Source organism: Streptomyces sp. NPDC005863 (assembly GCF_042871345.1).
Classification (GTDB): domain Bacteria; phylum Actinomycetota; class Actinomycetes; order Streptomycetales; family Streptomycetaceae; genus Streptomyces.
Genome location: NZ_JBIAII010000002.1, coordinates 515,026 through 536,820, shown reverse-complemented (window position 1 = coordinate 536,820; position 21,795 = coordinate 515,026). Strand labels below are relative to the sequence as shown.

General features: G+C 71.5%; 19 protein-coding genes. 16 read left to right on the top strand and 3 right to left on the bottom strand.

The window, feature by feature from the left end:
• Positions 1-26: 26 nt before the first annotated feature.
• From ACFYO9_RS08425 to ACFYO9_RS08365, 13 genes are all read left to right on the top strand, one after another.
• Positions 27-965, top strand: a complete 939-nt coding sequence (locus ACFYO9_RS08425; protein WP_355814061.1) for an ABC transporter permease — start codon at positions 27-29, stop codon at positions 963-965.
• Complete coding sequence (locus ACFYO9_RS08420; RefSeq protein ID WP_388666102.1) at positions 958-1,770, top strand: ABC transporter ATP-binding protein; 813 nt, start codon at positions 958-960, stop codon at positions 1,768-1,770. The genes ACFYO9_RS08425 and ACFYO9_RS08420 overlap by 8 nt, the downstream gene beginning before the upstream one ends.
• A gap of 348 nt (positions 1,771-2,118) precedes the next feature.
• Positions 2,119-3,018: a squalene synthase HpnC gene (hpnC, locus tag ACFYO9_RS08415; protein WP_358778812.1), complete on the top strand. Its 900-nt coding sequence runs from the start codon at positions 2,119-2,121 to the stop codon at positions 3,016-3,018.
• Entirely contained in the window at positions 3,015-3,965 is a 951-nt protein-coding gene (gene hpnD / locus ACFYO9_RS08410) for a presqualene diphosphate synthase HpnD (protein ID WP_358778811.1), read from the top strand. Before hpnC ends, hpnD begins: the two co-directional genes overlap by 4 nt.
• A gap of 124 nt (positions 3,966-4,089) precedes the next feature.
• Complete coding sequence (gene hpnE / locus ACFYO9_RS08405) at positions 4,090-5,499, top strand: hydroxysqualene dehydroxylase HpnE (protein WP_358778819.1); 1,410 nt, start codon at positions 4,090-4,092, stop codon at positions 5,497-5,499.
• Positions 5,496-6,629 (top strand): polyprenyl synthetase family protein, encoded by a 1,134-nt coding sequence (locus ACFYO9_RS08400; RefSeq protein ID WP_355814053.1) that lies wholly within the window; start codon positions 5,496-5,498, stop codon positions 6,627-6,629. The genes hpnE and ACFYO9_RS08400 overlap by 4 nt, the downstream gene beginning before the upstream one ends.
• A gap of 131 nt (positions 6,630-6,760) precedes the next feature.
• The gene (gene shc / locus ACFYO9_RS08395) at positions 6,761-8,794 is read left to right on the top strand and encodes a squalene--hopene cyclase (RefSeq protein ID WP_358778810.1); all 2,034 of its coding nucleotides are present in this window, start codon (positions 6,761-6,763) and stop codon (positions 8,792-8,794) included.
• The gene (locus ACFYO9_RS08390; protein ID WP_355814047.1) at positions 8,794-9,447 is read left to right on the top strand and encodes a 1-hydroxy-2-methyl-2-butenyl 4-diphosphate reductase; all 654 of its coding nucleotides are present in this window, start codon (positions 8,794-8,796) and stop codon (positions 9,445-9,447) included. The genes shc and ACFYO9_RS08390 overlap by 1 nt, the downstream gene beginning before the upstream one ends.
• A gap of 5 nt (positions 9,448-9,452) precedes the next feature.
• Positions 9,453-10,475, top strand: a complete 1,023-nt coding sequence (gene hpnH, locus ACFYO9_RS08385; RefSeq protein ID WP_358778809.1) for an adenosyl-hopene transferase HpnH — start codon at positions 9,453-9,455, stop codon at positions 10,473-10,475.
• 85 nt (positions 10,476-10,560) lie between these two features.
• Complete coding sequence (gene dxs, locus ACFYO9_RS08380; RefSeq protein ID WP_358778808.1) at positions 10,561-12,471, top strand: 1-deoxy-D-xylulose-5-phosphate synthase; 1,911 nt, start codon at positions 10,561-10,563, stop codon at positions 12,469-12,471.
• On the top strand, positions 12,468-13,895 hold the full coding sequence (locus ACFYO9_RS08375; protein ID WP_358778807.1) for an aspartate aminotransferase family protein: 1,428 nt from the start codon (positions 12,468-12,470) through the stop codon (positions 13,893-13,895). The genes dxs and ACFYO9_RS08375 overlap by 4 nt, the downstream gene beginning before the upstream one ends.
• A gap of 86 nt (positions 13,896-13,981) precedes the next feature.
• A complete protein-coding gene (locus ACFYO9_RS08370; RefSeq protein WP_358707206.1) occupies positions 13,982-14,668 on the top strand; it encodes an XRE family transcriptional regulator in 687 nt (228 codons plus the stop codon).
• Complete coding sequence (locus tag ACFYO9_RS08365; RefSeq protein ID WP_358778806.1) at positions 14,665-14,850, top strand: DUF6126 family protein; 186 nt, start codon at positions 14,665-14,667, stop codon at positions 14,848-14,850. The genes ACFYO9_RS08370 and ACFYO9_RS08365 overlap by 4 nt, the downstream gene beginning before the upstream one ends.
• Before the next feature lie 10 nt (positions 14,851-14,860).
• Here the strand turns inward: ACFYO9_RS08365 and ACFYO9_RS08360 are convergent, their stop codons facing one another.
• On the bottom strand, positions 14,861-15,667 hold the full coding sequence (locus ACFYO9_RS08360; protein ID WP_358707208.1) for a tyrosine-protein phosphatase: 807 nt from the start codon (positions 15,665-15,667) through the stop codon (positions 14,861-14,863).
• Between the two features lie 267 nt (positions 15,668-15,934).
• Between ACFYO9_RS08360 and ACFYO9_RS08355 the strand changes: the two genes are divergently transcribed.
• Positions 15,935-16,768: an SGNH/GDSL hydrolase family protein gene (locus ACFYO9_RS08355; protein WP_355814030.1), complete on the top strand. Its 834-nt coding sequence runs from the start codon at positions 15,935-15,937 to the stop codon at positions 16,766-16,768.
• A gap of 181 nt (positions 16,769-16,949) precedes the next feature.
• Here the strand turns inward: ACFYO9_RS08355 and ACFYO9_RS08350 are convergent, their stop codons facing one another.
• Positions 16,950-17,435 (bottom strand): hypothetical protein, encoded by a 486-nt coding sequence (locus tag ACFYO9_RS08350; RefSeq protein ID WP_355814027.1) that lies wholly within the window; start codon positions 17,433-17,435, stop codon positions 16,950-16,952.
• Positions 17,436-17,671: 236 nt separating this feature from the next.
• Here ACFYO9_RS08350 and ACFYO9_RS08345 point away from each other — a divergent pair, with 236 nt between their 5' ends.
• The gene (locus ACFYO9_RS08345) at positions 17,672-18,925 is read left to right on the top strand and encodes an MBL fold metallo-hydrolase (protein WP_358778805.1); all 1,254 of its coding nucleotides are present in this window, start codon (positions 17,672-17,674) and stop codon (positions 18,923-18,925) included.
• A gap of 85 nt (positions 18,926-19,010) precedes the next feature.
• On the opposite strand, the gene ACFYO9_RS08340 is transcribed toward ACFYO9_RS08345, so the two are convergent.
• Positions 19,011-19,529: a CGNR zinc finger domain-containing protein gene (locus ACFYO9_RS08340; protein ID WP_358707215.1), complete on the bottom strand. Its 519-nt coding sequence runs from the start codon at positions 19,527-19,529 to the stop codon at positions 19,011-19,013.
• A 321-nt stretch (positions 19,530-19,850) separates the two neighbouring features.
• On the opposite strand from ACFYO9_RS08340, the gene ACFYO9_RS08335 reads away from it, so the two are divergent.
• Positions 19,851-21,782 carry an ATP-binding protein gene (locus ACFYO9_RS08335; RefSeq protein ID WP_355814018.1) on the top strand — a complete coding sequence of 644 codons (1,932 nt, stop codon included), beginning with the start codon at positions 19,851-19,853 and terminating at the stop codon, positions 21,780-21,782.
• Positions 21,783-21,795: the final 13 nt, after the last annotated feature.

Sequence of the window (21,795 nt, the reverse complement as noted above, 5' to 3'; positions counted from 1 at the left end):
GCATCTGAAGACGAAAGTTTCCACTCGTGAGTGAGACAACGCATGACGGCGGGGTCGCGGTGACCGCGACCCCGTCGCCCGATGACGGGCTCTCCCGGGCCGACCTCGCCGCCAAGTACGGTCTGACCGTCAGCGGCGCACGGCCCGGACTTTTCGAGTACGTCCACCAGCTCTGGGGACGGCGCCACTTCATCATCGCCTTCTCCCAGGCGAAGCTGACCGCCCAGTACAGCCAGGCCAAGCTGGGACAGCTCTGGCAGGTGGCGACGCCCCTGCTGAACGCGGCGGTCTACTTCTTCATCTTCGGACTGCTCCTCGGTGCGAGGAGGGGCATCCCGCACGAGATCTACGTGCCGTTCCTGGTGACGGGTGTCTTCGTCTTCACGTTCACGCAGAGCTCGGTGATGGCGGGCGTGCGGGCGATCTCCGGCAACCTCGGCCTGGTCAGGGCGCTGCACTTCCCGCGGGCCTCGCTGCCGATCTCCTTCGCGCTGCAGCAGCTCCAGCAGCTGCTCTTCTCGATGATCGTGCTCGTCGTGATCATGCTGGCGTTCGGGATCCTGCCGGCCCTGTCCTGGCTCCTGGTGCTGCCCGCGCTGGTCCTGCAGTTCGTCTTCAACACCGGTCTCGCGCTCATCTTCGCGCGGATGGGCAGCAAGACCCCCGACCTCGCCCAGCTGATGCCGTTCGTGATGCGCACCTGGATGTACGCGTCGGGCGTCATGTTCAGCATCCCCGCGATGCTCGCGGACAAGGAGAGCGTGCCCGGCTGGGTCGGCGACGTGCTCCAGTGGAACCCCGCCTCGATCTACATGGACCTGATCCGGTTCGCCATGATCGACGACTACGGATCCTCCTACCTGCCGCCGCACGTGTGGGCGTTCGCCGTCGGCTGGGCCGTGCTGCTCGGCGCGGTCGGTTTCGTGTACTTCTGGAAGGCTGAGGAGCGCTACGGCCGTGGCTGACGACACCACAGGAACTCCGCAGGACCTCGGCAAGAACGCCGGCAAGGGGCACATCCCCACCGTCATCGCCGACGAGCTGCACATCGTCTACCGCGTCAACGGCGCGAAGACGGGCAAGGGCAGCGCCACCTCCGCGCTGAGCCGGATCCTCCGGCGCGGCGAGGAGCGCGGCGTGCGCAAGGTGCACGCCGTGCGCGGCGTCAGCTTCACCGCCTACCGCGGCGAGGCCATCGGCCTCATCGGGTCGAACGGCTCCGGCAAGTCCACCCTGCTGCGCGCCATCGCCGGGCTGCTCCCCGCCGAGGAGGGCAAGGTCTACACCGACGGCCAGCCCTCGCTGCTCGGCGTGAACGCGGCCCTGATGAACGACCTGACGGGTGAGCGCAACGTCATCCTCGGCGGTCTCGCCATGGGCATGTCGCGCGAGCAGATCCGCGAGCGCTACCAGGACATCGTCGACTTCTCCGGCATCAACGAGAAGGGTGACTTCATCACCCTTCCGATGCGCACCTACTCCTCCGGCATGGCGGCCCGTCTGCGGTTCTCCATCGCGGCCGCCAAGGACCACGACGTCCTGATGATCGACGAGGCCCTGGCCACCGGTGACCGCAAGTTCCAGAAGCGCTCCGAGGCCCGCATCCGCGAGCTGCGCAAGGAGGCCGGCACGGTCTTCCTGGTCAGCCACAACAACAAGTCGATCCGCGACACCTGTGACCGTGTGCTGTGGCTGGAGCGCGGCGAGCTGCGCATGGACGGGCCGACCGACGAGGTCATAAAGGAGTACGAGAAGTTCACGGGCAAGTAGTCCGTTCGAGCCATCGGACGTGCACCCGTTCGGCAGCAGTGCCCCGCCAGGAGCGATCCGGCGGGGCACTGTCGTGACATGGTGTCCCCTGCGCCACCCCGGTCACTCAACTCACGGACGTCCAGGGAAGATTGACGCCAATCGGTGTGTTGTTGTGATGCGCGGAACACCCCGACGATGCGGGAGGGGTTGTACAACGTAAGCTGTAGCGGTGCTGATTCGCGGCAAGTGGGGCGATATCGCTCGGGCGCCCCGGCCCGGAGCACGGTCCGCCACGGAGAGTGCTGGGCGGCGTGTCCGAAATAGGATGTATTGGGTCGGCAGTGTAGAACGGGAGATGTGACGGCAATGGCTACGGATGATCTCCGGCTCCGCGATGCATCCGCCGTCCTCGACAAGGCCGCGGACGAGAACTTCCCGGTGGCTCCCTTCTTCCTGCCCCGGGCCTGGCGCGAGGACCTGATGGCCGTCTACGGCGTGGTGCGTCTCATCGACGACATCGGCGACGGCGACCTCGCCCCCGGGTCCGCGCACGCCCGCCACCTCGGTCTGGACGACGCCGGCGCCCGCGATCCCGGCACCCTCCTGGACGCCGTCGAGGCCGACCTGGACAAGGTCTTCGGCGGCGCCGACCCCGGTCACCCGCTGGTGGCGGCGCTGCGGCCGGCCGTCGAGCGCGGAACCCTGACGATCACGCCCTTCCTCGGCCTGATCGAGGCCAACCGCCAGGACCAGGTCGTCACGCGCTACGAGACCTTCGACGACCTCGTGGCGTACTGCGCGCTCTCCGCCAACCCGATCGGCCGTCTCGTCCTGGCCGTCACCGGCACGGAGACCCCCGAGCGCGTCCGCCGCTCGGACGCCGTCTGCACCGGGCTGCAGATCGTCGAACACATCCAGGACGTCGCCGAAGACCTGCGGCGCGGCCGCATCTACCTGCCGGTTGAGGACATGAAGCGGTTCCACGTGAGTGATTCAGAGCTGTCCCGGCCGACGGCGGGCGCATCGGTGCGCGCCCTGGTCGCGTACGAGGCGGAACGCGCCCGCGATCTCCTGAATGAAGGCACCCCCCTGGTGGGTAGCGTCCACGGCAGGCTGAAGCTGCTGCTGGCCGGGTTCGTGGCCGGGGGGAGGGCGGCGGTCCAGGCGATCGTCGCCGCGGGGTACGACGTGCTGCCGGGACCACCCAGACCCACCAAGCCACGCATGCTGCGCGAGGCGGGTGCAGTGCTGCGAGGAGAGGGGTGAGCCGGGCCGTGGAGTCGGATCCGCGCGTGTCCGCGTCGGTGCTCGCCGCGTACAGCTACTGCGAGGCCGTGACCGGACAGCAGGCGCGCAACTTCGCGTACGGCATCAGGCTGCTGCCGACGCCGAAGCGGCGCGCCATGTCCGCGCTCTACGCCCTCTCGCGGCGGGTGGACGACATCGGCGACGGCGCGCTCGCGCCTCAGGTCAAGGCGGACCGGCTCGACGACACCCGGGCGCTGGTCGCCCGGATCCGCGCGGGTGAGGTGCAGGAGGACAACACCGACCCGGTGGCGGTCGCCCTCGCGCACGCGGCCACCCACTTCCCGATCCCGATGGACGGGCTCGACGAACTCATCGACGGCGTCCTCATGGACGTACGCGGCGGGACGTACGAGACGTGGGAGGACCTGAAGGTCTACTGCCGCTGTGTGGCGGGTGCCATCGGACGGCTCTCGCTCGGCGTGTTCGGCACCGAGCGCGGGGCGCTCCACGCCGAGCGCGCGCCCGAGTATGCCGACACGCTCGGTCTCGCGCTCCAACTCACCAACATTCTCCGGGACGTTCGCGAGGACGCCCAGGACGGGCGGACCTATCTGCCCGCCGACGACCTCGCCAAGTTCGGCTGCTCCGCCGGGTTCGAGGGCTCCGAGCCGCCCGCCGGATCCGACTTCGCCGGCCTCGTCCACTTCGAGGTGCGCCGCGCACGGGCCCTGTTCGCCGAGGGCTACCGGCTCCTTCCCCTGCTGGACCGGCGCAGCGGCGCCTGTGTCGCGGCCATGGCCGGCATCTACCGCAGGCTGCTCGACCGCATCGAGCGGGACCCCGAGGCGGTCCTGCGCGGCCGGGTCTCGCTGCCCGGCCGCGAGAAGGCGTACGTCGCCGTGCGCGGACTGTCCGGGCTCGACGCGCGGAACGTGTCACGACAGACCGTACGGAGGCGTGTGTGATGCGCATCCGGAGTGATCGTGGGACAGCTGGGACAACGTTCGCAAAGCGGCGGGCAACCCTCCGCTCCGGGGCCGCGTCCCAGACTGAAACGGCCGAAGGGGTGGGTGCGTGAAGAGCGAGGACATGCAGCCCGAAGGGCGGGACGAAGACGGCGAAGGCCGCCCCGGTGGGGCGGCCGCCGTAGTGGTCGGCGGCGGGATCGCCGGCATCACCGCCGCGCTCGCGCTCGCCGACGCGGGCCTGCGCGTGACGCTGCTCGAAGGGCGGCCGCGGCTCGGCGGTCTCGCGTTCTCCTTCCGGCGCGGCGCGCTGACCGTCGACAACGGCCAGCACGTCTATCTGCGCTGCTGCACCGCCTACCGGTGGTTCCTCGACCGCATCGAGGGCGCGCACCTCGCACCGCTGCAGGAACGTCTCGACGTGCCCGTACTCGACGCCGACCGCAACCGCCTCGGGCGGCTGCGGCGCACCGCGCTGCCGGTGCCGCTGCATCTGGCGGCGAGCCTCGCCACGTATCCGCATCTGTCGCTCGCCGAGCGCGCCCAGGTGGGCCGCGCGGCGCTCGCCCTCAAGGGACTCGACCCGGCCGATCCCGTCCTCGACGGCCAGGACTTCGGCAGCTGGCTGGCCCGGCACGGTCAGTCGGCGCGCGCCATCGAGGCCCTGTGGGACCTCGTCGGCGTCGCGACGCTCAACGCCGTCGCGGGCGATGCCTCGCTCGGGCTCGCCGCGATGGTGTTCAAGACCGGGCTGCTCTCCGAACCGGGCGCCGCCGACATCGGCTGGGCCCAGGTGCCCCTCGGTGATCTGCACGACAAGCTGGCCCGCAAGGCGCTCGACGGCGCGGGAGTCCGTACCGAACTGAAGACACGAGTCACCTCCATCTCCCGTACGGACAACGGCGGTTGGCGCGTGGAGGTTCCCGGCGAGAGCATCGAGGCCGACACCGTCGTGCTCGCCGTGCCGCAGGCCGAGACGCACGACCTCCTCCCCGACGGCGCGCTCGACCACCCCGACCGGCTGCTCGACATCGACACTGCGCCGATCCTCAACATCCATGTCGTGTACGACAGGAAGGTGCTGAAACGGCCGTTCTTCGCCGCGCTCGGCACCCCCGTCCAGTGGGTCTTCGACCGGACGGAGGCGTCCGGCCTGACCGAGGGGCAGTACCTGGCGCTCTCCCAGTCGGTCGCCCACGACGAGATCGACGCGCCCGTCGCCGCCCTGCGCGAGCGCTATCTGCCGGAGCTGGAGCGGCTGTTGCCCGCCGCGCACGGCGCCGAGGTGCGGGACTTCTTCGTCACCCGCGAGCGCACGGCGACGTTCGCGCCCACCCCCGGCATCGGCAGGCTCCGCCCCGGCGCCCGCACCAAGGCCCGCGGCCTGTACCTCGCGGGCGCGTGGACCGCCACCGGGTGGCCCGCGACCATGGAGAGCGCCGTACGCAGCGGCGTCAGCGCGGCCGAGGCCGCCCTCTCCACCCTCGACCGCCCCCGTGACCATCTCTTCGCGTTCGAGGAGGCGGTGGCGTGAAGCTCGACCATCTGGGGTCAGGTCCCCAGAGAACCAGCACCGGAACAAGAGGAGAAACTGTGCCGACTGTGCCCTCGGCCGAGAAAACGGCTGCCGACACGGTGGACGTGACCTCCACTCTCGAACAAGGAAGGACGCTGGCCACCCCGGTGCTGCGGGCCGCGGTGGACCGCCTCGCGCCGCCCATGGACACCGTCGCCGCCTACCACTTCGGCTGGATCGACGCCGAGGGCAACCCTTCCGACGGTGACGGCGGCAAGGCCGTGCGTCCCGCCCTCGCCCTGCTCTCCGCCGAGGCCGCCGGCGCGCCCCCCGAGGTCGGTGTCCCCGGCGCGGTCGCCGTCGAGCTCGTGCACAACTTCTCCCTGCTGCACGACGACCTCATGGACGGCGACGAGCAGCGCCGCCACCGCGACACGGTGTGGAAGGTGCACGGGCCCGCCCAGGCCATCCTCGTCGGCGACGCCCTCTTCGCGCTCGCCAACGAGATCCTCCTGGAGCTCGGCACCGTCGAGGCGGGCCGCGCCACCCGCCGCCTCACCACCGCCACGCGCGCACTGATCGACGGCCAGGCCCAGGACATCAGCTACGAGCACCGCGACCGGGTCACCGTCGAGGAGTGCCTGGAGATGGAGGGCAAGAAGACCGGCGCCCTGCTCGCCTGCGCGGTCTCCATCGGCGCCGTCCTCGGCGGCGCGGACGACCACACAGCCGACACCCTGGAGAAGTACGGCTACCACCTCGGCCTCGCCTTCCAGGCCGTGGACGACCTGCTCGGCATCTGGGGCGACCCGGAGGCCACCGGCAAGCAGACCTGGAGCGATCTGCGCCAGCGCAAGAAGTCGCTGCCCGTGGTGGCCGCGCTCGCCGAGGGCGGCTCCGCGTCCGAGCGGCTCGGCGAACTGCTCGCCGCCGACGCCAAGAGCAGCGAGTTCGAGAACTTCTCCGAGGAGGAGTTCGCCGCGCGCGCCGCGCTGATCGAAGAGGCCGGCGGCCGCGAGTGGACCGCCAAGGAGGCCCGGCGCCAGCACGCCATCGCCATCGAGGCGCTCGACGGCGTCCGGATGCCGGAGCGGGTGCGGGCCCAGCTCGTCGCGCTCGCCGACTTCGTCGTCGTACGAGAGAGATGATCGCTATCGCGCGGATATTCGGGACCTCCGGGGGCTGACCCCGGACCCAGGCAGTCGCCGGCCGGCGCCCAGCGCCGGCCGACGGCGGACCCACAGCAGACGTAGCCACCGCACTGCACGAAGGGGAAGCCATGACAGCGACGACCGACGGAAGCACCGGAGCGGCCACGCCCCGCGCAGCCTCGGCCAGCCGGCCCACCGAAGCCACCACCACCACGACGACCACGATCACGGCGACCACGGCGGCAGGCCCCCATGAGGCCGCCGCGCGCGCCATGCACCGCTCCACCCAGTTCCTGCTCTCCCGGCAGGACGCCGAGGGCTGGTGGAAGGGCGACCTCGAGACCAATGTGACCATGGACGCCGAGGACCTCCTGCTCCGCCAGTTCCTCGGCATCAGGGACGAGGCGACCACGCACGCAGCCGCGCTCTTCATCCGCGGCGAGCAGCGCGAGGACGGCACCTGGGCCACCTTCTTCGGCGGGCCCGGCGAACTCTCCACCACCATCGAGGCGTACGTGGCGCTGCGTCTGGCCGGCGACCGGCCCGACGAGCCGCACATGGCGAAGGCCTCCGCATGGGTCCGCGAACGGGGCGGCATCGCCTCCGCCCGGGTCTTCACCCGGATCTGGCTCGCGCTCTTCGGCTGGTGGAAGTGGGACGACCTGCCCGAACTCCCGCCGGAGCTCATCTACTTCCCCAAGTGGGTCCCGCTCAACATCTACGACTTCGGCTGCTGGGCCCGGCAGACGATAGTGCCGCTCACCATCGTCTCCGCGAAGCGGCCGGTGCGCCCCGCGCCCTTCGCCCTGGACGAGCTGCACACCGACGCACGCGACCCGAACCCCGTCAAACCCCTTGCCCCCGTGGCCAGTTGGGACGGCGTCTTCCAGCGGCTCGACAAGGCGCTGCACGTCTACCACAAGGTGGCGCCGCGCCGGCTGCGCAAGGCCGCGATGAACAGCGCCGCCCGCTGGATCATCGAGCGGCAGGAGAACGACGGCTGCTGGGGCGGGATCCAGCCGCCCGCCGTCTACTCCGTCATCGCGCTGCACCTGCTCGGCTACGACCTGGAGCACCCCGTCCTGAAGGCGGGCCTCGCCTCGCTCGACCGGTTCGCCGTGTGGCGCGAGGACGGCGCCCGCATGATCGAGGCCTGTCAGTCGCCGGTGTGGGACACCTGCCTGGCGACCATCGCGCTCGCCGACGCCGGACTGCCCGCGGACCACCCGCAGTTGGTCAAGGCCGCGGACTGGATGCTCGGCGAGCAGATCGTACGGCCGGGGGACTGGTCGGTGCGCAGGCCGGGCCTCACGCCGGGTGGCTGGGCGTTCGAGTTCCACAACGACAACTACCCCGACATCGACGACACCGCCGAGGTCGCCCTCGCGCTGCGCCGGGTCGCGCACCCGGACAAGGCCCGCCTGGAGAACGCCATCGAGCGCGGGGTGCGCTGGACCCTCGGCATGCAGTCGAAGGGCGGCCCCTGGGCCGCCTTCGACGTCGACAACACCAGCCCTTTCCCCAACCGGCTGCCGTTCTGTGACTTCGGCGAGGTCATCGACCCGCCGTCGGCCGACGTCACCGGGCACGTGGTGGAGATGCTCGCCGTCGAGGGCAGGTCCCGCGACCCGCGCACCGTGCGCGGCATCGAGTGGCTGCTGGCCGAACAGGAGCCCTGCGGCGCCTGGTTCGGACGCTGGGGCGTCAACTACATCTACGGTACGGGGTCGGTGGTGCCCGCCCTCGTCACGGCCGGCCTGCCCGCCTCGCACCCGGCGATCCGGCGCGCGGTGAGCTGGGTGGAGTCGGTGCAGAACGACGACGGCGGCTGGGGCGAGGACCTGCGCTCCTACCGCGACCGGGGCTGGGTCGGGCACGGCACGTCGACGCCGTCGCAGACCGCCTGGGCGCTGCTCGCGCTGCTCTCGGCGGGCGAGCGGGAGGCCACGTCGGTGGAGCGTGGCATCGCCTGGCTCGCCGAGGCGCAGCGGGCGGACGGCTCCTGGGACGAGCCGTACTTCACCGGCACCGGCTTCCCGTGGGACTTCTCCATCAACTACCACCTGTACCGGCAGGTGTTCCCGCTCACCGCCCTCGGCAGGTACGTCAACGGAGAGCCGTTCGCGCCCGGTTCCGCGGCACACCCCGGCAAGGGCAGCTGATGGACCGCACCCCGGCCCCGCGGCCGGGCCCCGCGCCGCTGCTGATCGCCTGCGCGCTCGGCATCGAGCGCCTCGCCCTGCGCACCGGCGACCGCAGCGGCGCGCCCGCGACCATGTCGGTGCTGCGCACCGGCATGGGCCCCAAGAACGCCGAGCGGGCCGTCAGCGGCGCGCTCGGCAAGGAAACCCTGCGCGACGCGGCCGTCCTGGCCACCGGCTTCTGCGCCGGACTCGCCCCCGGTATGCACCCCGGCGACCTGGTCGTCGCCGAGGAGACCAGGGACGCGCGCGGCAGCACACCCTGTACGGGAACCGGCCTGCTGGTCGATGAGCTGGTGCGGGCCCTGCCCGGACGCGCCGTGCACACCGGCCCGCTCACCGGCTCCGACCACGTCGTCCGGGGCCAGGAGCGCGGCGACCTCCTGGCCACCGGCGCGGTCGCGGTGGACATGGAGTCCGCGGCGACCCTGCACAGCGCCGTACGCGCCGGACAACGGCCCGTTGCGGCCGTCCGGGTGGTCGTGGATGCCCCTCAGCACGAACTCGTCCGCATCGGCACGGTGCGCGGTGGAATATCAGCTTTCCGCGTTCTTCGTGCCGTGCTCCCCGCTTTCTTTGAATGGCACCGTTCTTCGCTGCTCCCCCGGAGGTGAGCCAGATGGCCATGCCGCTTCGCCAGACCATCAAGGTCGCGACGTATCTCTTTGAACAGAAGCTCCGCAAGCGTGACAAGTTTCCACTGATCGTCGAGTTGGAGCCGCTCTACGCGTGCAATCTCGCGTGCGAGGGCTGCGGCAAGATCCAGCATCCGGCCGGTGTGCTCAAGCAGCGCATGCCGGTGGCCCAGGCCGTGGGCGCCGTCCTTGAATCCGGTGCCCCGATGGTGTCCATCGCCGGCGGCGAGCCACTGATGCACCCTCAGATCGACGAGATTGTCCGGCAGTTGGTGGCGAAGAAGAAGTACGTCTTCCTCTGCACCAACGCCATGCTGTTGCGCAAGAAGATCGAGAAGTTCACGCCCTCGCCGCACTTCGCGTTCGCCGTGCACATCGACGGCATGCGTGAGCGGCACGACGAGTCGGTCGCGAAGGAGGGCGTGTTCGACGAGGCGGTGGAGGCGATCAAGGAGGCCAAGCGGCGCGGCTTCCGGGTCACCACCAACTCGACCTTCTTCAACACCGACACCCCGCAGACCATCATCGAGGTCTTGAACTTCCTCAACGACGACCTGCAGGTCGACGAGATGATGCTCTCGCCCGCCTACGCCTATGAGAAGGCGCCCGACCAGGAGCACTTCCTCGGCGTCGACCAGACCCGCGAACTCTTCAAGAAGGCCTTCGCGGGCGGCAACCGGCGCCGCTGGCGGCTCAACCACTCGCCGCTCTTCCTGGACTTCCTGGAGGGCAAGGCGGACTTCCCCTGCACGGCGTGGGCGATCCCGAACTACTCGCTCTTCGGCTGGCAGCGCCCCTGCTACCTGATGAGCGACGGCTACGTCCCCACGTACCGCCAGCTCATCGAGGAGACCGACTGGAGCAAGTACGGCCGCGGCAAGGACCCGCGCTGCGCCAACTGCATGGCGCACTGCGGTTACGAACCGACCGCCGTCCTCGCCACCATGGGTTCCCTCAAGGAGTCCATCCGCGCGGCCCGCGAAACGGTCTCGGGGAACCGCGGGTGACGTCATGAACGGGCGGACGCGGGCACCCCGCAAGGGGTGCCCCCCGTCACCGTGAGCTGAGAAGAACCAGAGAGGGGGCCCGAGCATGAGCATTCTCGAAACCATCCGGGGGCCGCGGGACCTGAAGAAGCTTTCCGGGACCGAACTGGACGAACTGGCGGGGGAGGTCCGGGAGTTCCTGGTGCACGCGGTCGCCAGGACGGGCGGCCACCTCGGGCCCAATCTGGGGGTGGTGGAACTCTCCGTCGCCCTCCACCGGGTCTTCGAGTCGCCCGTCGACCGCATCGTGTGGGACACCGGTCACCAGAGCTATGTGCACAAGCTGCTCACCGGGCGGCAGGACTTCTCCAAGCTGCGCGGCAAGGGCGGCCTCTCCGGCTACCCCTCGCGTGCGGAGTCCGAGCACGACATCGTCGAGAACAGCCACGCCTCCACGGCGCTCGGCTGGGCGGACGGCCTCGCCAAGGCACGTCAGGTGCTCGGCGAGCGGGGGCACGTCGTCGCGGTCATCGGGGACGGCGCCCTCACCGGGGGCATGGCCTGGGAGGCGCTCAACAACATCGCGGCCGCGAAGGACCGGCCGCTGATCATCGTGGTGAACGACAACGAGCGCTCCTACGCACCGACCATCGGCGGCCTCGCCAACCACTTGGCCACGCTCAGGACGACGGACGGGTACGAGCAGGTGCTCGCCTGGGGCAAGGACGTCCTCCAGCGCACCCCGGTCATCGGACAGCCGCTGTACGAGTCGCTGCACGGCGCCAAGAAGGGGTTCAAGGACGCCTTCGCACCGCAGGGCATGTTCGAGGACCTGGGACTCAAGTACGTCGGGCCGATCGACGGGCACGACATCGGCGCCGTCGAGTCGGCGCTGCGCCGTGCGAAACGCTTCCACGGCCCCGTGCTCGTCCACTGTCTGACCGAGAAGGGCCGGGGCTACGAACCCGCGCTCGCCGACGAGGCGGACCGCTTCCACACCGTCGGCATCATGAACCCGCTCACCTGCGAACCGCTCACCCCGGCCGATGCGCCGTCCTGGACGTCGGTGTTCGGGGACGAGATCGCCCGCATCGGGGCCGAGCGCGAGGACGTCGTCGCCATCACGGCCGCCATGCTGGGCCCGGTCGGCCTGACGAAGTTCGCCGCGGCCCACCCGGACCGGGTCTGGGACGTCGGCATCGCCGAGCAGCACGCCGCGGTCTCCGCCGCCGGACTCGCCACGGGCGGCCTGCACCCGGTCGTCGCCGTCTACGCCACCTTCCTCAACCGCGCCTTCGACCAGCTCCTGATGGACGTGGCGCTGCACCGGTGCGGGGTCACCTTCGTGCTCGACCGGGCCGGGGTCACCGGCGTCGACGGGGCCTCGCACAACGGCATGTGGGACATGTCGATTCTGCAGGTCGTGCCGGGGCTGCGGATCGCCGCGCCGCGCGACGCCGACCAGTTGCGGGCGCAGCTGCGGGAGGCGGTCGCCGTCGACGACGCGCCGACGCTCCTGCGGTTCCCCAAGGAGTCGGTGGGGCCCTCGATCCCGGCCGTGAACCGTCTCGGCGGCATGGACGTACTGCTGCGGGACGCGGATCCGGAGGTGCTGTTCGTCGCGGTCGGGGTGATGGCGCCGGTCTGTCTGCAGGCCGCCGAGCTCCTGCGGGCGCGCGGCCTGCGCTGCACCGTCGTCGACCCGCGCTGGGTCAAGCCGGTCGACGCCGAGCTGCCCGGGCTCGCCGCACGGCACCGGGTGGTGGCGGTCGTCGAGGACAACAGCCGCTCCGGCGGGGTCGGCTCGGCGGTCGCGCTGGCCCTCGGTGACGCCGAAGTGGACGTGCCCGTACGGCGGTTCGGCATCCCGGAGCAGTTCCTCGCGCACGCCAAACGGGGCGAGGTCCTCGCCGACCTCGGGCTCACCCCGGTGGAGATCGCCGGGCGGATCGGCGCCACGCTCGCGGCCAAGGAGGGCCTACCGGAGCAGGGTTCAGGCAAGGAGCACAGCGTATGACCACGGAGTTCGACGACGCGCCCCGCGCGCAGGCGTCCGGCGGCAAGGAGTTCGACCTCGGCAGACTTCTCGCCGAGCGGGGCGCCGAGCGGTACGAGCTGCACGCCCGGCACCTCAACCACCAGTTGCCGCGCATGCTGCACACCATCGGCTTCGACAAGGTCTACGAACGGGCCGAGGGCGCGTACTTCTGGGACGCGGAGGGCAACGACTACCTGGACATGCTCGCGGGCTTCGGCGTGATGGGCCTGGGCCGGCACCACCCCGTCGTACGCAAGGCGCTGCACGACGTCCTCGACGCCTCGCTCGCCGACCTGACCCGCTTCGACTGCCAGCCGCTGCCCGGCCTGCTCGCGGAGCGGCTGCTCACGCACAGCCCGCACCTGGACCGGGTGTTCTTCGGCAACAGCGGCACGGAGGCCGTCGAGACGGCGCTGAAGTTCGCGCGCTACGCGACCGGGAAGCCGCGGGTGCTCTACTGCACGCACGCCTTCCACGGCCTCACCACCGGCTCTCTCTCCGTCAACGGCGAGGACGGGTTCCGGGACGGCTTCGCGCCGCTGCTGCCCGACACCGCGGTCCCGCTCGGCGATCTGGACGCGCTGCGCCGGGAGTTGGCGAAGGGCGACGTCGCCGGGCTGATCGTCGAGCCGATCCAGGGCAAGGGCGTGCACGGGACGCCGCCCGGATATCTGCTCGCCGCCCAGGAGTTGCTGCGGCGGCACAAGGCGCTGCTGATCGCCGACGAGGTCCAGACGGGGCTCGGCAGGACCGGCGACTTCTACGCGTATCAGCACGAGGCAGGGGTCGAGCCCGATCTGGTCTGTGTCGCCAAGGCGCTCTCGGGCGGCTATGTGCCGGTGGGCGCCACGCTCGGCAAGGACTGGATCTTCAAGAAGGTCTACTCGTCGATGGACCGGGTCCTCGTGCACTCGGCGAGCTTCGGCTCGAACGCGCAGGCCATGGCGGCGGGGCTCGCGGTCCTGTCCGTCATGGAGGACGAGAAGGTCGTCGAGAACGCCCGGGTCACGGGCGACCTGCTCAGGTCCCGGCTGGCCGCGCTCGTGGACCGGTACGAGCTGCTGAGCGAGGTGCGCGGCCGCGGGCTGATGGTGGGCATCGAGTTCGGGCGGCCCAAGTCGCTGAAGCTGCGCGGGCGTTGGGCGATGCTGCAGGCTGCCCGCAAGGGGCTCTTCGCGCAGATGGTCGTCGTACCGCTGCTGCAGAAGCACCGCATCCTCACCCAGGTATCCGGGGACCATCTGGAGGTCATCAAGCTCATCCCGCCGCTGACCGTGGGGGAGCGGGAGGTGGACCGCTTCGTGGCCGCCTTCACGGAGGTCATGGATGACGCGCACAGCGGCGGCGGCCTGATGTGGGACTTCGGCAAGACGCTGGTGAAGCAGGCGGTCGCGAACCGCTGAGAGCCGACGCCCGGGGGTAGCCAGCAAAATTTGCCTCTCGGGCAAGAAAGTTGCCCGAGAGGCAACGCTCTGGCTGAATCAGAGGCATGAGCCCTGCCGAGCCCACGGAGCCCACGGACTCCACTGAGCCCACGGAATTCGCGGAGCCCGCGTCCGGGGCGGCCGCCGAGTCGTCCCGCGCGGCCGACGCGCTGCCCGTCGTGGCCCCCCAGCTGCGTGAACTGCGCCGCCGCGCCTCCCTCACCCTGGAGGCCGCGGCCCGGAACGCCGGGCTCTCGCCCGCCCATCTGTCCCGCCTGGAGACCGGGCAGCGCCAGCCCTCGCTGCCGATGCTGCTCACGCTCGCCCGCGTCTACGGTACGACGGTCTCGGAGCTGCTCGGCGAGACCGTCGCCGACCGGGACGCGGTCATCCGTGCCGCGGACATGGAGCCGACCCGGGCCGGGGGATGGACGTACTTCCAGGCGGGCGCGTCCGGGCGCGGCATGCAGGCGCTGCGGGTGCACGTGCCGCACGGCGCGCAGGGCGACATCGTGCGCGTCCATCCCGGCGAGGAGTGGCTGTACGTCCTGAAGGGGCGGCTGCGGCTGCACCTCGGGGACACCGCGCACGCCCTCGATCCGGGCGACAGCGCGCACTTCGACTCGCTGACCCCGCACCGGATCGCCGCCGCCGACCGGGGCGGCACCGATCTCCTCTTCGTCCACACCTTGCTGCAGAGCCCCGCCACCGCGCTGTGCCTCGGCGGCCCGACCCACGGAGAAACGCCATGACGGAACCGGACCAGCGGGGACCCCTCGGGCCGGAGCCCGCCCGCGACACCCCCGCCCGCAACACCATGGAGGAGAAGTTCCCCCGGGCGCTCTGGGTCCGCCTGATCATCTACGTGGCGGTGGGCCATCTCTTCGCGGCCTTCATCTATCTGCTCTTCGAGCTGGGCGCGAAGAACCAGTAGGCGGCCTCCTTCAGTCGAGGAGGCGCTCGCGGAGTCGCTCCCGGGTCGCGTCGCTCACCCGGAGCCCCTCGGCGATGTACGTGTCGACGTCGCCCCAGGTCTGCTCGATCGTCTCGAACGCGGCCGCCAGGTACTCGCTGCGGGCGTCGAAGAGCGGGTCGAGCAGCTCCAGGACCTCGGGCGCCATCGCGTTCGGGGAGCTGTCGGTGCGGTGCACCTTGTACCGGCGGTGGGACGCGCTCGACTCGAGGTAGTCGGCCTCGATGGCATCGCGCTCGACGCCGACGGCGAGCAGCGTCACGGCTATGGAGAGGCCCGCGCGGTCCTTGCCCGCGGCGCAGTGCATGAGCGCGGGCACGCTGTCCTCGGCGAGCGCGTGCAGCACCTTGCCGTGCTCGGCGGTGCGGTCCTTGATGATCGTGCGGTACGCGGTCTCCATCCGGCCCGCGGCCTTGCCGTCCGAGAGCAGCCCGCGCAGCTGGTCGAGGTCGCCGTCGCGGACCATCTGCCAGAACTCGGCGCCGTCGGCCGGGTCGGTCAGCGGCAGATTCACGTTGCGTACGCCCGGCAGTGCGATGTCGGGGCCCTCCAGGCGCTGGTCGGCGGCGTTGCGGAAGTCGAAGACCGTGTGCAGGCCCAGGCCGGCGAGGAAGGCGGCGTCGGACGCGGTGGCGTGCGCCAGGTGACCGCTGCGGAAGAGCACGCCGCGGCGGACGTGGCGGCCGTCGACCGTCGGCAGTCCGCCCACGTCACGGAAGTTGCGCACTCCGGAGAGCTCGGGCTCCGACACCTCTGTCGACGGGACCTGCTGCGTCACGGGCTCTCCTCGGGCTCTGCGTCCGGCGCGGCTCGCCGGCGGGTGCGTCTTCGACGATACGACATGGGTACCTGGGGCAATCACTCGTACGTCGCGCCCTTGTCGCGGAGGCCGAAGCGGCCGGAAGAGCGGGTGATGTGCACGTCAAAAGGTGGGGTGTGCACTTATTCCGAGTTGGGGCAATCTTGACCGGTGGCTTATCTCACGCACCGTCAACCCCTCCCTACGGTGGCGTAGGTCACTTAGGGAGGTGAAGGATGTTACCTCGTGAGCGCAGAGTCGACATCCTTCATCCATCACCCCATCAACCACCGGGTATTCAACTCCTACGCAGCGGTCGGCGACAGCTTCACCGAGGGCGTGGGGGACCCGGGACCCGACGGCACCTTCGTCGGCTGGGCCGACCGGCTCGCCGTGCTGCTCGACGACCGGGTGCCCGAGCACACCTTCCGGTACGCCAACCTCGCCGTCCGCGGCAAACTCCTCGACCAGATCGTCGAGGACCAGCTGCCGCGCGCGAAGGAGCTCGCCCCCGACCTGGTGACGTTCTGCGCCGGGGGCAACGACATCATCCGCCCCGGCACCGACCCCGACGAGGTCGCCGAACGGTTCGAGCGGGCCGTAGCGGACCTCTCGTCGGCCGTCGGCACGGTCATGGTGACCACCGGCTTCGACACCCGTGGCGTGGCGCTGCTCAAGCACCTGCGGGGCAAGATCGCCACGTACAACATGCACGTGCGGGCGATCGCCGACCGGTACGGCTGTCCCGTGCTCGACCTGTGGTCCCTCAGGACCGTGCAGGACCGGCGGGCCTGGGACGGCGACCGGCTGCACCTCTCCGCCGAGGGGCACACGCGCGTGGCGCTGCGCGCCGGTCAGGTCCTGGGGCTCGACGTGCCCGCGGACCCGGACCAGGCGTGGCCGCCGATGCCGCCGCGCGGCACGCTGGAGGTGCGGCGCGACGACATCCACTGGGCGCGCGAGTACCTCGTGCCGTGGATCGGCCGGCGCATCCGGGGCGAGAGCTCCGGGGACCATGTGGAGGCCAAGGGTTTCCGCAACCTGCATACCCTCAAGATGCAGATAGAGGCCGCCTCCTGAGGAGCCCGGTGCCGGGCCGATGGACCGACCGACTGTGCGACCGGACGAAGGCGCCCCGTATCGCGGGGCGCCTTCGGTGTGCCCGGCCACGGACAGCCGGCACCCGGCGTTGCCCAGCCGATGGCGGCACGCAGCCGATGACAGCACGCAGCCGATGACAGCACGCAGCCGATGGCGGCGCTCAGTCGATGACGGCCATCTCCCGCCAGCACAGGCCCACGTCGTGGGTGACCTCCTCCGTGGTGAAGCCGGGCGGGATCGGCGCGTTCGCGTCGAAGTAGAGCCCGAGGACGATGAGTTGTGCCCCCTTGTGCACCGCCTTGAGGCCGTCGCGCAGCTTGGCCACGTCGTCCAGGATGTCCTCGACGAACTGCGCCCGCTCGTACTCGCTCGCCCGCATGACCTTGATCTCGACGATGATCCGCTGGCTCGCGGTGGGGTGGTTGCCGTTGAGCAGCAGGTCCGCCCGCTTCTTCCCGCCGTACACGTAGCTCTCGCGCTGCACCTCGAGCGTCGACTCCTGTGCGAGCAGGAACGCGGCGAGCTCGCACTGCACCCAGACCTCCCAGCCGCCGCGCAGGATCTGCATACGGGCGATGCGCTTGGTCTCCTCCACGGCCCAGGCCCGGACGACGTTCTTGAACTGGTCGACGAGAATGGTCGGCATAGAACCCCCTCGGACGTCGAAGCCTTCCTGGTCGAAGCCTTCCTGTCCGGGGTCTACCGCGGCCGCGGAGGCGCGTCCATGGGCCCCGGCGACGTAGATGACGTAGTCGTGCCGGTGACCGGCCGGGCCAGCGCCGCCCCGCCGGCGACGTGGCGGGGGTCTCGGATGCCGCGCAGGACTCGCCGGGGGCCGGTGGACATAATGGAAGGGCCTATCCACCCCCCTCAGGAGGTCCCGTGTCCCGGTCCCTGATCCCCGGGCTCCGCTCGCTGCGGTCCGCTCCCTTCGGCGCGGATCCCGCAGGTGCCCGGCTGGCCCGGATCCGCAGATCCCCGAACTTCTCCGTCGCCGAAGGTTCCTTCCAGAACCCCGTGGGGGCCAGGACCCGCCCGTCCGGGTCGAGCCTGGAGTTCGCGAAGATCTACTTCCGCAGGGAGGAGCGGCTGCGCCGCGGCCCGGCCGGCACGATCCCGGTGCACCCCACCACCCTCGCCGACCTCGCCAAGCCGCCGGCCGACGGCCTGCGGGTCACCTGGATGGGGCATTCCAGCGTCCTGGTGGAGATCGACGGGCGCCGGGTGCTCTTCGACCCGGTGTGGGGCGAGCGGTGCTCGCCGTTCTCCTTCGCCGGGCCCAAGCGGCTGCACCCCGTGCCGGTGCCGCTCGCGGCGCTCGGCCCGGTCGACGCCGTGGTCATCTCGCACGACCACTACGACCACCTGGACATGCCCACGATCAAGGCCCTGGCCGGCACCGACACGGTGTTCGCGGTGCCGCTCGGCGTCGGCGCCCACCTGGAGCGGTGGGGCGTGCCGGCCGACCGTCTCCGCGAGCTGGACTGGAACGAGACCGCGAAGGTGGCGGGGCTGACCCTGACCGCGACCCCCGCCCGGCACTTCTGCGGCCGGGGGCTGCGCAACCAGCAGCACACGCTGTGGGCGTCCTGGGCGGTCGCGGGGCCGGAGCACCGCGTCTTCCACAGCGGCGACACCGGTTACTTCGCCGGCTTCCGCGACATCGGCGCCGAGCACGGCCCGTTCGACATCACGATGATCCAGATCGGCGCCTACTCGGAGTGGTGGCCGGACATCCACATGACGCCCGAGGAGGGTCTGCGGGCCCACCTCGACCTCCAGGGCGGCGCGGCGGGCGGCGTCATGCTGCCGATTCACTGGGGCACCTTCAACCTCGCCCCGCACGCGTGGTCGGAGCCGGGCGAGGGCACCGTCGCCGCCGCGCGCCGCGAGGGCGTCACGCTGGCGCTGCCCTGCCCGGGGGAGCCCTTCGAGCCCGGGGCGGATTCCGTGCCGGGGCGGCTGTGGTGGCGCGAGGTGGCGGTCGTGCCGGAGGGCGGCTGGCTCGGGGCGTCCACCCTGGTCGTACGGAGCGTCGTCGGCCCGAAGACGGACACCGCGGACAGCGCGACGGACACCACGGACACCACGGACACCACGGACAGCGGGGAGCACGAGACGACGTCCGTCGGCTGACGGAGGCCTTGAGGCGCGGGGGCGTTCCCAGGGCGAGAGTGTCCCCAGGGCGGGGGCGCCCCCGCGGCGCGGCGTGCGCGCCCCCTCACGCCGCGCGGGCGCGGTGTCTGCGGACCGCGTCGCGGTTGGCGCACCGCTGCGAGCAGTAGCGCTGCCGTCCGGTGCGCGAGGTGTCGGCGAAGATCGTGGTGCACCCGGTGACGGCGCACCGCCGCAGCCGGTGCATGCCCCGGCCCGCGAGGTGCAGCGCCGTGCCCACCGCGATCAGCGAGGACAGCAGGGCGCCGAGCGGCCGGTGGGCGTCGCGGTAGTGCAGGTGCCAGCCGGTGCCCGCGTGATCGGTGAGCCGGGGGTGCGCGGTGGCCGCCGCGAGCATGCCGTTGACCAGTTCGGCGCGCTCGTGCTCCTCGGCGGCGTCCACCACCTTCTCCCAGGAGTCCAGGGTCTCCTGGGCGCGTACCAAGTCGTCGGCCGATACGGGCTGTTCGAGGGCCAGGCCCGCTGCGCGGCAGCGGTCGGCGAGCTCCTCGGGGTCGGCGGGGCGGCGGTTGGCGAGATCGGCAGCCAGGTTCACGGCGTCCTCGCCGTAAGGGTTGAGGTGCATACGACCATTACAGCAGCGGCACCCTCGCGCCGGGACGCGAACGGGAGTTCCGTACGGAGTGGGAATCGGGCTTGCGTGCGAGTCGAATCGGACCCCCGTGCGAGGTGTCATACCAGAGCGGGACGCTGGCCGCTGACTTTGTCAACTGCCCATCGCACATGATGCGTTGCCGACTACCGTGTGTGGCCGTCGGGCGACGCAGGGATCACGACGCAGAGCTGACGTCGCGACCTGCCGGCCGGCACGGCGATGCCTCCACCACGCCGCAAAGAGGAGTCGGGCCGAGCGCCGGACCTTCGTCGCCACACACCGAGGACGCAGATGTCTCACCTACGCGCACCGGCCGCCCGCCCAGACCGCCGTGAGGGCGGCCGGCACGGCAGGCCCGGCAGCCGCAGTGCCGCCGCACTGCCCGAAACCCACATACGGCCGCAGCTCCTGCGCATCGCGGTGCTGCCGGCCGTCGCCGTGGGCCTGAGCGCCTGCGCCGCCGTGCTGTTCACCCTGCGCTCGACCGGCGCCCGGCCGGGGACGGCCTTGGTCGCCGTCCTCACCGCGGCCGCCCTGGTCGCTCTCGCCGGGATCGTGACGGCCGCCGTCGCCGCCGAGCGCGCCGCCAAGACCGTGCACGACCGGCTCGGCACGCTCCGCCGGACCGCCGCGCGCGGCCAGGCCGAACTCCGCGGCGTCGTCGAACAGTTGCGCCGCGGCGACCAGCCGCCCACGCCCGGCACACCGGCCCGCGCGCGAGCCGGAGGCGACGAGTTCGACCAGCTCGCCGACGAGTTGAGCCGTGCACACGACGTCGCCGTCGGCGCCGTCGTACAGGCCTCCCAGCTCTCCAGCCACGCGGGCAGCGAGCAGAAGGTCGAGGTCTTCGTGAACCTCGCCCGACGGCTGCAGTCGCTCGTCCACCGCGAGATCTCCCTGCTCGACGAGTTGGAGAACGAGGTCGAGGATCCCGAACTGCTCAAGGGCCTCTTCCACGTCGACCATCTCGCGACCCGCATCCGCAGGCACGCCGAGAACCTCGCGGTGCTCGGCGGCGCCGTCTCGCGCCGCCAGTGGAGCAACCCCGTCTCCATGACCGAGGTCATGCGCTCGGCCATCGCCGAGGTCGAGCAGTACTCGCGCGTCAAACTCGTGCCGCCCATCGACGGCACCCTGCGCGGTCACGCCGTCGCCGACGTCATCCACCTGCTCGCCGAACTCGTCGAGAACGCCACGGTGTTCTCCGCCCCGCACACCCAGGTCCTGCTGCGCGCCAACTCGGTGACCGCCGGGCTCGCCGTCGAGGTGGAGGACCGCGGCCTCGGCATGCCCCTGACCGAGCAGAACAAGATGAACCGGCTGCTCGCCGACCCGGACCAGGTCAATGTCGCGAGCCTCCTCCAGGACGGCCGCATCGGGCTCTTCGTGGTCTCCGCGCTCGCCCGCAGACACGGTGTCGCGGTGCGGCTGCAGACCAACATCTACGGCGGCGTCCAGGCCGTCCTGATCCTGCCGCAGGAGCTGCTGGGCGCCGACCAGCAGGCCGAGCCGGTCACCCGGCGCCGCCCGGCGGCGGAGGTGGCGTCGCAGGGCGCGGCGGCAGGGGCTGGAGACGACGGCGCGGGCTCCGGGGGGTCCGGGGACGTACGGGACTCCGGAGGTGTACGGGATTCCGGGGGCGTACGTGACTCCGGCGCCGTACCCGACACCGCGGGCCTTCCCGGTTCCGGCGCCGTACCGGACTCCGCGGGCTCACGCGGCACCGAAGCCGTACGGGACGACCTGGGCGCCGCCACCCCGGTGTGGCCGAGCGCCGCACCCCCGGCGCCCGCCCCGGACCCCGGCGCCGGCCCGTACCGGCCGCGCACCGTGAACGGCGCTCCGCCCGCCCCGCTCCCCGTGCGCGGCTCCCGGCAGGACCGGCCGACGCCCGCCGACGCCACCCCCGGCATCCGCCCGGAGGACCGGCAGGCCGTCGCCGAGCACACCGCGGCGCCACCGACCCCGCTGGGCGGCGCGGTGCGCGGCCGGGTCGGCAGACCCCAGCTCCCCAAGCGGCGCGCCCAGGAACACATCGCACCCCAGCTGCGGGACTCCCCGGCGCCGCGGCCCGACGGCGGCGACCTCGTCGGGCACGACCCCGGCCTGATGGCCGCGTTCCAGCGCGGCATCGGCCTCGCGCAGGCCCAGGACGCCCGCGATCCCACCCCGCGCGAACACGAGGTCGGCGCCCCCCACGACGGGCGCGGACCAGGCGGCTGACCCGCACCGGCAG

Bases quoted from the DNA above. Each gene is read 5' to 3' on its own strand.
- hpnC (WP_358778812.1), top strand. From the start codon at position 2,119: ATGGCTACGGATGATCTCCGGCTCCGCGATGCATCCGCCGTCCTCGAC.
- hpnE (WP_358778819.1), top strand. From the start codon at position 4,090: ATGCAGCCCGAAGGGCGGGACGAAGACGGCGAAGGCCGCCCCGGTGGG.
- shc (WP_358778810.1), top strand. From the start codon at position 6,761: ATGACAGCGACGACCGACGGAAGCACCGGAGCGGCCACGCCCCGCGCA.
- ACFYO9_RS08390 (WP_355814047.1), top strand. From the start codon at position 8,794: ATGGACCGCACCCCGGCCCCGCGGCCGGGCCCCGCGCCGCTGCTGATC.
- hpnH (WP_358778809.1), top strand. From the start codon at position 9,453: ATGGCCATGCCGCTTCGCCAGACCATCAAGGTCGCGACGTATCTCTTT.
- dxs (WP_358778808.1), top strand. From the start codon at position 10,561: ATGAGCATTCTCGAAACCATCCGGGGGCCGCGGGACCTGAAGAAGCTT.
- ACFYO9_RS08375 (WP_358778807.1), top strand. From the start codon at position 12,468: ATGACCACGGAGTTCGACGACGCGCCCCGCGCGCAGGCGTCCGGCGGC.
- ACFYO9_RS08370 (WP_358707206.1), top strand. From the start codon at position 13,982: ATGAGCCCTGCCGAGCCCACGGAGCCCACGGACTCCACTGAGCCCACG.
- ACFYO9_RS08365 (WP_358778806.1), top strand. From the start codon at position 14,665: ATGACGGAACCGGACCAGCGGGGACCCCTCGGGCCGGAGCCCGCCCGC.
- ACFYO9_RS08350 (WP_355814027.1), bottom strand. From the start codon at position 17,435: ATGCCGACCATTCTCGTCGACCAGTTCAAGAACGTCGTCCGGGCCTGG.
- ACFYO9_RS08340 (WP_358707215.1), bottom strand. From the start codon at position 19,529: ATGCACCTCAACCCTTACGGCGAGGACGCCGTGAACCTGGCTGCCGAT.
- ACFYO9_RS08335 (WP_355814018.1), top strand. From the start codon at position 19,851: ATGTCTCACCTACGCGCACCGGCCGCCCGCCCAGACCGCCGTGAGGGC.